Source organism: Streptomyces sp. NPDC003456 (assembly GCF_042878735.1).
In the GTDB taxonomy this organism is placed as follows: Bacteria; Actinomycetota; Actinomycetes; order Streptomycetales; family Streptomycetaceae; genus Streptomyces.
The window spans coordinates 1,171,577-1,184,792 of record NZ_JBIAOK010000001.1; the positions used below are offsets into that span (position 1 = coordinate 1,171,577).

14 protein-coding genes and 1 tRNA gene are annotated in these 13,216 nt (G+C 73.9%); 8 read left to right on the forward strand and 7 right to left on the reverse strand.

Annotation, left to right across the window (positions count from 1 at the left end):
* Positions 1-56 precede the first annotated feature (56 nt).
* The 6 genes from ACFYWG_RS04835 (at position 57) to ACFYWG_RS04860 (ending at position 6,469) form a co-directional block, all read left to right on the forward strand.
* Positions 57-869, forward strand: a complete 813-nt coding sequence (locus ACFYWG_RS04835; protein WP_385416779.1) for an SAM-dependent methyltransferase — start codon at positions 57-59, stop codon at positions 867-869.
* Positions 870-915: 46 nt separating this feature from the next.
* Entirely contained in the window at positions 916-2,310 is a 1,395-nt protein-coding gene (locus ACFYWG_RS04840; RefSeq protein ID WP_389199297.1) for a glutamine synthetase family protein, read from the forward strand.
* A gap of 1 nt (position 2,311) precedes the next feature.
* Positions 2,312-3,439: an amidohydrolase family protein gene (locus tag ACFYWG_RS04845; RefSeq protein WP_389199299.1), complete on the forward strand. Its 1,128-nt coding sequence runs from the start codon at positions 2,312-2,314 to the stop codon at positions 3,437-3,439.
* An 85-nt stretch (positions 3,440-3,524) separates the two neighbouring features.
* Entirely contained in the window at positions 3,525-4,052 is a 528-nt protein-coding gene (locus tag ACFYWG_RS04850) for an NUDIX hydrolase family protein (protein WP_376324995.1), read from the forward strand.
* 47 nt (positions 4,053-4,099) lie between these two features.
* Positions 4,100-5,437 carry a SpoIIE family protein phosphatase gene (locus ACFYWG_RS04855; protein ID WP_389199301.1) on the forward strand — a complete coding sequence of 446 codons (1,338 nt, stop codon included), beginning with the start codon at positions 4,100-4,102 and terminating at the stop codon, positions 5,435-5,437.
* A 33-nt stretch (positions 5,438-5,470) separates the two neighbouring features.
* The gene (locus tag ACFYWG_RS04860; RefSeq protein WP_389199303.1) at positions 5,471-6,469 is read left to right on the forward strand and encodes an MASE1 domain-containing protein; all 999 of its coding nucleotides are present in this window, start codon (positions 5,471-5,473) and stop codon (positions 6,467-6,469) included.
* Positions 6,470-6,525: 56 nt separating this feature from the next.
* Here ACFYWG_RS04860 and ACFYWG_RS04865 read toward each other — a convergent pair.
* A tRNA-Pro gene (locus tag ACFYWG_RS04865) sits at positions 6,526-6,599 on the reverse strand.
* A 137-nt stretch (positions 6,600-6,736) separates the two neighbouring features.
* Here ACFYWG_RS04865 and ACFYWG_RS04870 point away from each other — a divergent pair.
* Entirely contained in the window at positions 6,737-7,441 is a 705-nt protein-coding gene (locus tag ACFYWG_RS04870) for a transketolase (protein ID WP_389199305.1), read from the forward strand.
* Between the two features lie 66 nt (positions 7,442-7,507).
* On the forward strand, positions 7,508-8,419 hold the full coding sequence (locus tag ACFYWG_RS04875; protein WP_389199307.1) for a transketolase family protein: 912 nt from the start codon (positions 7,508-7,510) through the stop codon (positions 8,417-8,419).
* A 12-nt stretch (positions 8,420-8,431) separates the two neighbouring features.
* Here the strand turns inward: ACFYWG_RS04875 and ACFYWG_RS04880 are convergent, their stop codons facing one another.
* The 6 genes from ACFYWG_RS04880 to tdh are packed head-to-tail and all read right to left on the reverse strand — an operon-like array spanning position 8,432 to position 13,173.
* Positions 8,432-8,791: an MmcQ/YjbR family DNA-binding protein gene (locus ACFYWG_RS04880; protein ID WP_389199309.1), complete on the reverse strand. Its 360-nt coding sequence runs from the start codon at positions 8,789-8,791 to the stop codon at positions 8,432-8,434.
* A gap of 30 nt (positions 8,792-8,821) precedes the next feature.
* Positions 8,822-9,349, reverse strand: coding sequence for a GNAT family N-acetyltransferase (locus ACFYWG_RS04885; RefSeq protein WP_389199311.1), 528 nt, complete (start codon positions 9,347-9,349; stop codon positions 8,822-8,824).
* Positions 9,346-9,921, reverse strand: coding sequence for a helix-turn-helix domain-containing protein (locus ACFYWG_RS04890; RefSeq protein ID WP_383510839.1), 576 nt, complete (start codon positions 9,919-9,921; stop codon positions 9,346-9,348). The genes ACFYWG_RS04885 and ACFYWG_RS04890 overlap by 4 nt, the downstream gene beginning before the upstream one ends.
* 46 nt (positions 9,922-9,967) lie before the next feature.
* Positions 9,968-10,885 (reverse strand): LysR family transcriptional regulator, encoded by a 918-nt coding sequence (locus tag ACFYWG_RS04895; RefSeq protein WP_383510837.1) that lies wholly within the window; start codon positions 10,883-10,885, stop codon positions 9,968-9,970.
* An 18-nt stretch (positions 10,886-10,903) separates the two neighbouring features.
* Positions 10,904-12,109 carry a glycine C-acetyltransferase gene (locus ACFYWG_RS04900; RefSeq protein ID WP_389199314.1) on the reverse strand — a complete coding sequence of 402 codons (1,206 nt, stop codon included), beginning with the start codon at positions 12,107-12,109 and terminating at the stop codon, positions 10,904-10,906.
* A gap of 35 nt (positions 12,110-12,144) precedes the next feature.
* Positions 12,145-13,173: an L-threonine 3-dehydrogenase gene (gene tdh / locus ACFYWG_RS04905; RefSeq protein WP_376324577.1), complete on the reverse strand. Its 1,029-nt coding sequence runs from the start codon at positions 13,171-13,173 to the stop codon at positions 12,145-12,147.
* Positions 13,174-13,216 lie beyond the last annotated feature (43 nt).

The following is a 13,216-nucleotide window of genomic DNA, read 5'->3' on the forward strand; positions in this document are numbered from 1 at the left end:
AGCGGCACAATGGCGGCCATGACCGCTGGGTCGTTCGGGCGAGGAGAGGACGAGTCGTGAGTGATGGCCACACCCCTTCGGGAGGATCGGCGCGGCTGAACACCGGTGTGGCGCACAACGCGCGCGTGTGGAACTACTGGATCGGCGGCAAGGACAACTACGAGGTCGACCAGCAGGTCGGCGAGCACGTCGCCGGCATGTTCCCGATCATCCGGGACATCGCCCGGGCCGACCGGGAGTTCCTGGGCCGGGCCGTGTCGTTCCTGGCCGACGAGCGCGGGGTGCGGCAGTACCTCGACATCGGCACGGGCCTGCCGACCGCGGACAACACCCACGAGATCGCCCAGCGCATCGCGCCGGACTCCCGCATCGTCTACGTCGACAACGACCCGATCGTGCTGGTGCACGCCCGCACGCTGCTCACCGGCACGCACGAGGGCGTCACCGCGTACATCGACGCCGACGTGCACGACCCGCAGGCCATCGTCGAACGGGCCGCGGACACCCTGGACTTCACGCAGCCCGTCGCCGTGATGATGCTGGGCATCCTCAACTTCGTCCTGGATCTCGAGAAGGCGCGCGAGATCGTGCGCCGCGTGATGGCCGCCGTGCCCTCCGGCAGCTTCCTGGTCCTCACCCACCCGACGTACGACGACGAGCTCGGCGGCGCCGGCCAGATCCCGGCGATGGAGTTCTGGAACGAGAACGCCACTCCCCCGATCACCGCCCGCAGCGGCGCCGACATCGCCGCGTTCTTCGAGGGACTGGAGCTGCTGGAGCCGGGTCTGGTGTCCTGCGGGCAGTGGCGGGCCGCCCCGGGTGCGGCCGTGCTGGTGCCGCAGTACGGCGCGGTGGCCGTGAAGCCCTGACCTTCCCGGGGGCGGGCCGCGGGGGGCCGAGCAGCGAGGAGGACCCATGACCACCCTGGCCGATCCGGTGCCCGGCGGCCGTCCCGGCGACGTCGAGCGGGCCACGGCCCTGAGCGGTGAGCTCGCCGCGCGGGGCGTGCACGGCGTGGTGCTGGCGTATGTGGACACCGCGGGCATCACCCGGGTGAAGACCGTCCCCACGGCGCGGCTCGCGTCCGCAGCGGCCTGGGGTGTCGGGATGTCGCCGGTGTTCGACACCTTCCTCGCGCACGACGCGGTCGTCACCACCGACGTCCTCGGCTCCCCCGACGGCGATCTGCGCCTCTACCCGGACCTTGCCCGGCTGGTGGTGCTGGCGGCCCAGCCCGGCTGGGCCTGGGCGCCCGTCGACCGGATCACCCAGGAAGGGGAGCGGCACCCCGGCTGCACGCGCACCTTCCTGCGGCGTGTCGTCGCGGACGCGGCCGACCGGCACGGGCTGACGTTCAAGGCGGCCGTGGAGATCGAGTGGATGTTCGCCCGCTCCGACGCCCCCGACGACGCCTTCGTGCCGGCGACGACCGGTCCGGCCTACGGGGCGGTACGCCAGGTCGAACTGGGTGCGTGCACCGCCGAGCTGCTCGCGGCGTGCGCCGCCCAGGGCATCGACGTCGAGCAGGTCCACCCCGAGTACGCGCCCGGGCAGTTCGAGATCTCCGTGGGCGCCGCCGACCCGGTGGCGGCGGCGGACCTCAGCGTGCTGGTGCGGCAGACGATCCGGGCGGTGGCCCTGCGGCACGGGCTGCGGGTCTCGTTCGCCCCGGCGGTCTCGGGGCGCGGCGTCGGCAACGGCGGGCACGTCCACCTCTCCGCCTGGCGGGACGGCGCAGGCCTGTACGCGGGCGGAGAGGGCCGGTACGGCATGACGGCCGAAGCGGAGTCGTTCACGGCGGGGCTGCTCGCGCATCTGCCGGCTCTGACCGCCGTCACCGCGCCCAGCCCCGCCAGCTACCTGCGGCTCAGGCCCTCCCAGTGGGCGGGGGTGTTCGCCGCCTGGGGCCGGGAGACCCGGGAGACGGCCCTGCGGGTCGTCACCGGGACGGCGGGGCTCGGCGGCCGGGCGGCCAACCTGGAGATCAAGCCCGTCGACCTGGCGGCCAACCCCTATCTGGCGCTCGGTGCCCTGATCACCGCGGGGCTGGACGGCCTGGCCTCCGGCGCGGTGCTGCCCGGCGAGACCACCGGCGATCCGGCTCTGGCGCCGGGGGCGGCACGGGACGCGCGGCGGCTGCCGGTGTCGCTCGCGCAGGCCGTGGACGCCTTCCGCGCGGACGAGGTGCTGCGCGCCGCGCTCGGCCCGGTCCTGGCCGACGCGGTGACCGCCGTGCGCCGCGGCGAGATCGACGCGGTCGACGGGCTGGACGACGACCGGGTGGCGGCGGCCTACCGCTGGAGGTACTGACGTGGGCGCGGTCCGCGAGGCACTCGACGCGCTGCGGCTGGCCGACCACCACTGCCACGGCACGGTCACCGCCGACCTCGACCGCCCGGCCTTCGAGGCCCTCATCACCGAGGGCGGCACCTGGCCGGGCGTGTCCACCTTCGACAGTCCCGTCGGGCTGGCCGTCCGCCGGCACTGCGCCCCCGTCCTGGACCTGCCCCGGCACGCCTCCGCCGACGACTACCTCGCCCGGCGCCTCGACCTGGGGTGGCGCGAGGTGCGGCGGCGCTTCCTGCGCGGCTCGGGCACCGGCGTCTTCTGCGTCGACACCGGGTTCTCCCCCGAAGCCCTCACCACGCCGTCCGAGATCGCCGAGGCCGCGGGCGGCCGGGCCTACGAGGTCGTGCGGCTGGAGGCCGTGGCGGAGTCGCTGCCGGCCTCCGGCGTGGACCCGGACGGGTACGCCGAGGCCTTCCGGCAGGCGGCGCTGGAGGCCGTTCGCCGGCCCGGCGTGGTGGCCGTGAAGTCGGTGGCCGCCTACCGCACCGGCTTCGACCTGGACCCGGCCCGCCCCCCGGACGCGGAGGTCACCGCGGCCGCCCGCCGCTGGCTGGGCCGCGGCGGCCGGTTCGACGACCCCGTGCTCATGCGGCACCTGCTGTGGACCGCGGTCGACCTCGGGCTGCCGCTGCAACTGCACACCGGCTTCGGCGACGGCGACCTCCGCCTCGACCGGGCCGACCCCACGCACCTCACGGACTGGCTGCGGCTGACCGCCGGGACGATCCCCGTCCTGCTGCTGCACTGCTGGCCCTTCCAGCGGCAGGCCGCCTACCTGGCGGCCGTCTTCGAGCGGGTCCACCTCGACGTCGGCCTCACCCTGCATCACGTCGGTCCGGCCCGGGCCGGCGCGGTCCTCGCGGAGGCCCTGGAGATCACACCGTTCCGCAAACTGCTCTACAGCTCCGACGCCTACGGCGTCCCCGAGTTCCACCACCTGGGGGCGCTGGCCTTCCGGCAGGGTCTGGCGGAGCTGCTCCAGCAGCGGGTCGACGCGGACGAACTGGCCCCGGCCGACGCGCTGCGGATCGTCAGGTGGACCGGGCGGGAGAACGCCCTGCGGATCTACGGTCTGGCGGCGGACGATTGAGCGGGCGTGTGGACGGTCACAGTTCTCCTGAAGCGGCTACCCAGGAAGTCCGAACGGCTGAAAGTATGATCAAGCGATGTCTGACATGACCGAAACCACGCCCGGCTGGCTGTCCTCCGACGAGCTGGAGATGGCGCGCGCCCGCATGCCGATCCTCTATGTCGAGGCCGTGCCCGTGCGCGTCGACGACAGCGGCGAAGTCACCAGTGTCGGTCTGCTGCTGCGCATAGGGCCCGACGGGACGGTCAGCCGGACGCTGGTGTCCGGCCGCGTGCTGCACCACGAGCGGGTCCGCGACGCCCTGCTGCGGCACCTGGAGAAGGACCTCGGCCCGGTCGCCCTGCCCCGTGTCCCGGCGTCGCTCCAGCCGTTCACGGTGGCGGAGTACTTCCCGACGCAAGGCGTCACGCCCTACCACGACCCGCGTCAGCACGCGGTGTCCCTGGCGTACATCGTGCCGGTGACGGGCGACTGCCGGCCCCGGCAGGACGCGCTGGACCTGGTGTGGTTCAGTCCCCAGGAGGCCCTGTCGCCGGCGGTGCAGAGCGAGATGCCGGGCGGCCACGGAGTGCTGCTGAAGCAGGCGCTGGCACATGCGGGCTGCGTGAACTGAGGCCTAAGCTCTATCACGGGACCGACCTCCGGCCACGGGGCGGCGTGATGGCGGCGCAAGAGCAGGACGAGTATCCGCAGCAGGCGCACCTGCCCGATCTGCACGTGCGCCTGCGTACGGAACTCGACCGCATCGACGACCAGTTGCGCGCCCTGCTGGACGCCATGGACCGCATGCAGGGCCTGCTGGACGCGGTGGTGGCGATCAGCAGGGAGGTGGAGCTGCCGGCGGTGCTGCAGCGCATCGTCACCACCGCCATGGATCTGGTCGGCGCCCGCTACGGCGCCCTGGGCGTGCTCAACGCCTCCGGGGAGCGCCTGGAGGAGTTCATCACCGCCGGCCTGGATCCGCAGGAACGCGAAGACCTGGCCGGGACCGACCTGCCGAGCGGCCGGGGCGTCCTCGGCCATCTCATCACCCACCCCGAGCCGCTGCGCATCGACGACATCCGGGCCCACCCGTCCTCCGCCGGCTTCCCGCCCGGCCACCCGTGCCTGCGGACCCTGCTCGGCGTCGCCATCAGCGTCCGCGGCGAGATCTACGGCGACCTGTACCTCTCCGAGCGGCGCGACGGGCAGCCGTTCGACGTCCACGACGAGAACGTCGTCATGGCCCTGGCCAGCGCCGCCGGCATCGCGATCGAGAACGTCCGCCTGTTCGAGCAGGTGCGGGTCGGGGCCGAGCAGTTCCAGCGCCTGCTGCTGCCCACGCTGCCCGACCTGACTCCCTTCTCCGCGGCCGCCGTCTACCGGCCCGCCGCCGAGCCCAGCCGGCTCGGCGGCGACTGGTACGACGCGATCCCCCTGCCCGGGGGCGTCGTGGCGGTCGTCATCGGTGACGTGGTCGGCCACGATCTGCACGCCGCGGCGGCCATGGCCTCCACCCGCAACATGCTGCGGGCGCTGCTGTTCGACCGGGGCAGCCCGCCCGGCGCGGTCCTGACCCGGCTCGACCGCACCCTGCAGGCCGTCACCCCCAACCCGGTCACCACCACCGCCCTGGCCCGGATCGAACCCGCGGAGGCCGGGTGGCGGCTGCGCTGGAGCACCGCGGGGCACGTCCCGCCCCTGCTCGTCACACCGGAGCACCGGGTCGAGATCCTCAGCGCCGAACCCGGGCTGCCGCTGGGGGTCGCCCCCGACGAACCCCGCCCCGACCACGCGCGCCTCCTGCCGCCTCGGGCCACCCTGCTGTTCTTCACGGACGGGCTGATCGAGCATCCCGCCCACGACATCGACGCGAGCCTGGCGGAGCTCGCGGACCTCGCGGCGGCCTGCGCGCACCTGCCCCTGCCGGACTTCGTGCACGCGCTGGCCGACCACCATCCGAGCGACGGCCACGACGACATGGCTCTCCTGGCAGTGCGCACTCCGCCCGGCGGATGACGGCCAGGAGCCAGGACGATCCGGAGGTCACCGATGGCAGTCGCGGGGCGGGCCAGGTACCGGCGCGGTGGTGCGGCCGCCGCGGAGATCTGCGTCCTCGCCGCGCTGTACTACGGCGCCGCCGAGCTGGGACTCCTCCAGCAGCTGGTGCGCGGACAGGTCAGTCCGCTGTGGCCGCCCAGCGGCATCGCGCTGGCGGGTCTGCTCCTGCGCGGGCGCCGGGTCTGGCCCGGGATCGCCCTCGGCGCGTTCCTGACCAATGTCACGCTCGGGCCGTCCCTCCCGGCCGTGCTCGCGATCACGGCGGGGAACACGCTCGCACCGCTCTGCTCGTACGCCCTGCTGCGCCGGGCCGGGTTCCGGGACGAACTCAGCCGGCTGCAGGACGCTCTCGCCCTGATCTTCCTCGGCGCCTTCACCGGGATGCTGGTCAGCGCCACCGTGGGCAGCGGGACCCTGGTGCTGACCGGGGTGGTGGAGCACGCGGACTTCTGGCCGGTCTGGTCGGTGTGGTGGACCGGCGACGCCATGGGCGTCCTCACGGTCACCCCGGTGCTGCTCCTGCTGCGTTCGGCCCGGCTGCCGCGGGGCGTGCGGCCGGCGCGCTGGGTGGAGGCGGCCCTGCTGGTGGTGGCGACGGCCTGCGTCGGATTCGCCGTGACCAGCAGCACACCGCTGCTCTTCCTCGGGTTTCCGCTGCTGATCTGGGCCGCCTTCCGCTTCCAGCGGGCCGGTGCGGCGCCCTGCGCACTGGCCGTGTCGGTGTTCGCGGTCGTGGCGGCCGCACAGCGGTCGGGCCCGTTCGCCGGGCACGACCTGTTCACCGGCATGATCACTCTGCAGGCGTTCAACGGTTCCGTCTCGCTGACCGCGCTGCTGCTCGGAGCAGCCGTCGCCCAGCGTGCCCAGACCGAGCGGGAGATCGCGCAGGCCTGCAGGCAGCTGGCCGGGATGGCCACGAGGATCTCCGGCACTGAGCGCCGGCCGGTGCTGCCCGCGGGGCGGGCCGGGGGGCGCGACGATCCCGCATGAGCGAAAGGCCGTACCGGTGATCTCCGGTACGGCCTCCGACGGACTGCTTTCGACAGTCGGGACGACAGGATTTGAACCTGCGACCCCTTGACCCCCAGTCAAGTGCGCTACCAAGCTGCGCCACGTCCCGTTGCCCGTCTGACCTGGGGTTTCCCTCGGCCGAACGCGCAGGGAAACAATACCGCACTCCCACCGGTGATCGCGCACCCGTTTTCGCCACTCCCGCCGCTTGACCTCGACTTTGCTTGAGGTTGCACGCTCGGGGACATGACCGACGCGACACTGACCTCCCCGTACGGGTACGCCGACCTGCCGGGGCTGATGGCCCTGATGACCGGCGACGAGAAGCACGGGCCGGCCGCCACCTCCACCCTGGACGTGCTGTGGGTGCTCTACGACCGGGTGCTGCGGGTGACCCCCGCCGGGACCGCCGACCCGGAGCGGGACCGGTTCCTGCTGTCGAAGGGGCACGGGCCGATGGCGTACTACGCCGTGCTCGCCTCGAAGGGCTTCCTGCCGGTGGAGTGGCTGCCCGGGTTCGGCTCCTACGACTCCCCGCTGGGCCACCACCCCGACCGCACGCTGGTGCCGGGGGCCGAGATCGGCAGCGGCTCGCTGGGACACGGGCTGCCGATCGCCGTCGGCACCGCGCTGGGACTGCGGGCCCAGGGACTGGACGAGCCGCGCGTGTGGACCCTCGTCGGCGACGCCGAGCTGGACGAGGGCAGCAACCACGAGGCAATCGCCTTCGCCGGGCCCGCCGGACTCGACCGGCTGCACACCGTCGTCGTCGACAACGCCTCGGCGACCCATGCGCGGCCGGGCGGGATCGCCGCCCGGTTCGAGGCGGCGGGCTGGTCCGTGCTGACCGCCGACGGCCGCGACCACGAGGCCCTGTACACCGCGTTCACCGCCCCGCACCCGGGGCGTCCGCACGCGGTCGTGGCCCGGGTCGAGCCGAAGGGCGCCTGACCCGGCCGTCCGATCACCCGGCGGCCCCGCTGCCGCCCCGCTTCTCCGAAAGGAACCTGAACCTCCATGGACTCCATGCGTGACCGTTTCGCCTCTGTCGTCCCCCGGCTGCTCGACGAGGATCCGCGGGTCGCCGTGGTCCTCGCCGAGATCGGCGTGAGCGGCTTCGCCGAGGCCGCCCGGCGCCATCCCGACCGGGTCGTCAACGTCGGCATCCGCGAGCAGCTCCTGGTCGGGGCGGCGGCGGGCCTGGCGCTGACCGGGCTGCGGCCCGTGGTGCACACCTTCGCCGGCTTCCTCGTGGAGCGGCCCTTCGAACAGGTGAAGCTGGACCTCGGGCACCAGGACGCGGGCGCCGTCCTGGTGAGCGCGGCCGCCTCCTACGACTGGCCCGCCGGCGGCTACACGCACATGGCGCCGGGAGACGTGGCGCTGCTCGACACCCTCGACGGGTGGACCGTCCATGTGCCGGGCCACCCCGACGAGGCGGAGGCACTGCTGCGGCACGCGGTGGCCGCGGGCGACGACAAGGTCTACGTGCGGCTGTCGCTGCAGTCCGGCCGGCGGGCGCTGCCGGTGGACGGGGCGCGCTTCCTGACCGTGCGCGAGGGGCGCCGCGGTGTCGTGGTCGCCGTCGGGCCGCTGCTCGACGCGGTCCTCGACGCGACCGAGGGCCTCGACGTCACCGTCCTGTACGCCACGACCGTCCGCCCCTTCGACTCGGCGGCCCTGCGCCGGGCCGCGGAGGCGGCCGGGACGGACGTCGTCCTGGTGGAGCCGTACCTGGCGGGCACGTCGACGGCCGCCGCGAACGACGCGCTGTCGGCCGTGCCGCACCGGGTGCTGGGGCTCGGGGTGGGACGCCGTGAACTGCGCAGGTACGGGCGGCTGGAGGAGCACGTCGCCGCCCACGGCCTGGACGCCGCCTCGCTCAGGGAGCGCATCGCGGCCTTCACCGGGGCGGCCGCCGCCGCGTGAGCTGCGGGGAGGTCAGCCCCCGGCCGGGAGCCCGAGCCGGGGGTGCGCCTCCAGGAGTTGGGTGGGCGCGGCCTGCCGCCAGGAGTCGGCCAGGATGTCGCGCAGTTCGCCCTCGTCCTCCAGCGCGGCGAGCCGGGCGCGCACCCAGGCGAACTGGGACTCGTGGTCGGCGATCCAGAACTTGTCCGGCTCGGCGAGCACCAGCTCGTCCCGCTCCTCCTTGGGGCAGCGCACGGCGATCGACGTCTCGTCCTCGGGCAGGGTGGCGAACATCTTGCCCGCGACCCGGAACGTGGGCATGTTCCAGGCGACCTTCTCGGTCGTGTCCGGCAGGGACAGGGCGATCCGTCGTACGTCTTCGGCATCCGGCATGGACGGCACCGTAGCGGCCGGCACTGACAGTCACCTGGTGGGGGTGGCCGCGGTCAGGCGCTTGTAGTAGATCGTCGTCGGCCGCAGCAGGCCCTCGGGGCTCTCCGCGTAGTCGGGGACGGTGCCGGCCGGGGTCCAGCCCGCGGACCGGTACAGGTGCTCGGCGGGGCTGCCGGTCTCGGTGTCCAGGTGCAGCAGGGAGAGCCCGGCGGCCGTGGCGGCGGTCTCGGCGGCGGTCAGGAGGGCGCGTCCCAGCCCCCGGCCGCGGGCCTCGCGGTGCACCATGAGCTTCACGAGTTCGGCCCGGTGGCGGCTGTTGGGCCGGGTGGCGAAGGCGAGGCCGACGGTGCCGAGCACCCGGTCGCCGTCGCGGGCCGCCCAGACGGCGAGCCGGCCCGCGGCCACGTCGGCGGCGCGTTCCTCCCACCAGGCCAGCGCCTCGGACCGGCCGAGCGGGGCGAGGAAGCCGACCGAGGCTCCCCCGTGCACGGTGTCGGCCAGCAGGTCCGCCAGCCCTTCGGCGTGCCGGCGCACACCGGCGGCGTCCAGGCGCCTCACGGCCGCACCACCGCCAGCAGGTAGCGCACGCCGCCGGGGGCGGTGCACCGGAACCTGGTCGGCCCCCAGACCCGCATGCGCAGGCAGTCACCGGCGGCGAGACGGTGTTCGGTGCCCTGCGCGGTCACGTCGAGGGCGCCTTCCAGGACCCAGATGTGCTGCTCGAGACCGGCCACGGGCGGACGGTCGTAGGCGAGGTCGGCGCCGGCGGTCAGGCGGCCCTCGACGAGTTCGCCGCGCAGGGCGGGGTGCGGCGGCGAGACGGAACGCCGGACGAAGCCGGAGGCCCGGTCGTGCCAGACGGGCTGGTCGCCCGCCCGGACCACGGGCGCCGGTTCGGCCTCGACCTCGCTGAGCAGCTGGGACATGGTCCGCCCGTAGACGGCGCACAGCCGGTTCAGCAGCGCGGCCGTCGGGCTGGTCTCGGCGCGTTCGGCCCGGGACAGGGTGGAGCGGCTGACGCCGCTGCGCTCGGCCAGCTCGCCCAGGGACCAGCCCTGTCCGGCGCGCAGCTCGGCCAGGCGGGCTCCGAGCCGGACGTCCACGGGATCCGCTTCGTCGTCGCTTCTCATATCCGGGACGCTATCCCTGATATGAGACGAGCGGGTTACGGAGTCCTCACACCGGCAGCGGCTGGGCCCGGGCCGCCTCGCTCAGCGCGTCGAGCACCGGGCGGATCAGCGGGTGCTCCTCGGCCCCGCGGCGTACGGCGGCGAAGACGCGGCGGGTCGGGGCGGTGCCGTCGACGGGCCGGACGACCACTCCGGTGAGGTCCATGCCGCGCAGTGCCGAACGCGGCACGAGGGCTACTCCCACGTCGGCCGAGGCGAGCGCGACGACGGCCCGGAAGTCGTCGGAGGAGTGCTCCATGCGGGGCTGGAACCCGGCGTTCTCGCAGGCGAGTATCACCACGTCGTGGCAGGGGTTGCCCGGGTAGGGGCCGATCCAGGCGTCCTTGCCCAGGTCGGCGAGCGGCACCTCGGCCGCCCCGGCCAGCCGGTGGCTGACGGGCACGACCGCGTCGAAGGGCTCGGCGTACAGCGGTACGTGGGCCAGGCGGGGATCGTCGGCGGGCGGGGCGCCCCGGTACTCGACGGCCACGGCCACGTCGACCTGCCGGTCCAGCACCATGGGCAGGCTGGCGTCGCCCTCCGCGTCCTGGACGCGGATGCGGATGCCCGGCGCGGTCTCCGCGAGGCGGGCCACCGCGGGTGCCACGACCAGGGCGATGCCGGTGGCGAAGGCCGCGACCGTCACCGTCCCGGCCTCGCCGGAGCCGTAGGCGGCCAGTTCGGCCTCCGCCCGCTCCAGCTGGGCGAGGACCACGTTGGTGTGGCCGAGCAGGATCTCCCCGGCCGGGGTGAGCCGTACGCCCTTGGCGCCGCGCTCGACCAGGCGGTGGCCGGTCTCCTGCTCCAGCGCGGCGAGCTGCTGGGAGACGGCCGAGGGGGTGAGGTACAGCGCGGCGGCCGCCGCCGTCACGGTGCGGTGGTCGGCCACCGCACGGAGGATGTGGAGCCGCCGCGCCTCGATCATGCGACCGATTGTCTCAGGTCACCGGCTGTTTTCGGCCTCCAGCTCCGCCCGGGCGGCCACGAAGGCGTCCACGGCGCGGTTCACGTCGTCGGTGGAGTGCGCCGCCGACAGCTGGACGCGGATCCGGGCCTGGCCCTGCGGCACGACCGGGTACGAGAAGCCGATCACGTACACCCCGCGCTCCAGCAGCAGTTCCGCCATGCGTCCGGCGACCGCCGCGTCGCCGATCATCACCGGGGCGATGGCGTGGTCGCCGGGGAGGACGTCGAAGCCCTCCGCGGTCATCCGGCCGCGGAACAGGGCGGTGTTCTCGGCCAGCCGGACGCGCAGGTCGTCCGCGGCCTCCAGCAGGTCCAGCACCTTCAGGGAGGCGGCGGCGATCACCGGGGCGAGCGTGTTGGAGAAGAGGTAGGGCCGCGAGCGCTGGCGCAGCAGGGCGACGATCTCGGCGCGGGCGGCGACGTAGCCGCCGGAGGCGCCGCCGAGGGCCTTGCCGAGGGTGCCGGTGATGATGTCGACGCGGTCCATGACGCCGTGCAGCTCGGGCGTGCCCCGGCCGCCCGGGCCGACGAAGCCGACCGCGTGGGAGTCGTCGACCATGACCATCGCGTCGTAGCGGTCGGCCAGGTCGCAGATCTCGCGCAGCGGGGCGACGTAGCCGTCCATGGAGAAGACGCCGTCGGTGACGATCAGGCGGCGGCGCGCGTCGGAGGCCTCCTTCAGGCGGGCCTCCAGCTCGGCGAGGTCGCGGTTGGCGTAGCGCAGGCGGCGGGCCTTGGACAGCCGGATGCCGTCGATGATCGACGCGTGGTTCAGCGCGTCGGAGATGACGGCGTCCTCCGGGCCGAGCAGCGTCTCGAAGACACCGCCGTTGGCGTCGAAGCAGGAGGAGTACAGGATCGTGTCCTCCTGGCCGAGGAACGCCGACAGCCTCGCCTCCAGCTCCTTGTGCACCTCCTGGGTGCCGCAGATGAAGCGGACGGAGGCCATGCCGTAGCCCCAGCGGTCGAGGGCCTCGTGGGCGGCGGCGACGACCTCGGGGTGGTCGGCGAGGCCGAGGTAGTTGTTGGCGCAAAAGTTGAGGACCTCGCCGGGGCGGCCGCCCGCGGTGACGTTCACGGTGGCGGACTGCGGGGTGCCGATGACGCGCTCGGGCTTGTGCAGTCCGGCGGCGCGGATCTCGTCGAGGGTGGCGCGCAGGTCGTCGCGCACGGAGTCGAACATCGGGGAAGCTCCTAAGGTGCTCGCGGAGGAGGGGGTTACGCGGTCCAGTCGAGGATGACCTTGCCGCCGCGGCCGCTCGCCGCGTCCTCGAACGCCGCTTCGTAGTCGCGGTGGCCGTAGCGGCCGGTGATGACGGGCGCCAGGTCCAGGCCGGCTTCGAGCAGGACGGACATGGCGTACCAGGTCTCGAACATCTCGCGGCCGTAGATGCCCTTGATGGTGATCATCGAGGTGACGACGCGGGCCCAGTCGACGGGGAACTCCTGGGCGGGCAGGCCGAGCATGGCGATGCGGCCGCCGTGCGTCATGTTGGCGATCATGTCGCGCATCGCCTCGGGGCGGCCGGACATCTCCAGGCCGATGTCGAAGCCCTCGCGCAGTCCGAGCGTGCGCTGCCCGTCGGCGATGGTCGCTCCGGAGACGTTCAGCGCGAGGCTGACGCCGATCTTGCGGGCGAGTTCCAGCCGCTCCTCGCTGACGTCGGTGATCACGACGTTGCGGGCGCCGGCGTGCCGGGCCACGGCGGCGGCCATCAGGCCGATGGGGCCCGCGCCGGTGACCAGGACGTCCTCGCCGACGAGCGGGAAGGACAGCGCGGTGTGCACGGCGTTGCCGAAGGGGTCGAAGATGGCGGCCACGTCCAGGTCGACCGGCACCCGGTGCACCCAGACGTTGCCGGCGGGCAGGGCCACGTACTCGGCGAACGCGCCGTCCCGGCCCACCCCGAGTCCGACGGTGGCCCGGCACAGGTGGCGGCGGCCGGCCAGGCAGTTGCGGCACTTGCCGCACACCAGGTGGCCCTCGCCGCTGACCCGGTCGCCGACGGAGACGTCGGTGACGTCGCGGCCGGTCTCCACGACCTCGCCGACGAACTCGTGCCCGACCACGAGCGGGGTGCTGATCGCCTGCTGGGCCCAGCCGTCCCAGGCGCGGATGTGCAGGTCGGTGCCGCAGATGCCGGTGCGCAGCACCTTGATGAGGACGTCGCCGGGGCCGATGACCGGCTCGGGCACGTCCGCCAGCCACAGGCCGGGCTCCGCCTTCTGTTTGACCAGCGCCTTCACCGCTACGGCTCCAGGGGGTGAGTCCCGGCTCCGGGCATGCCGA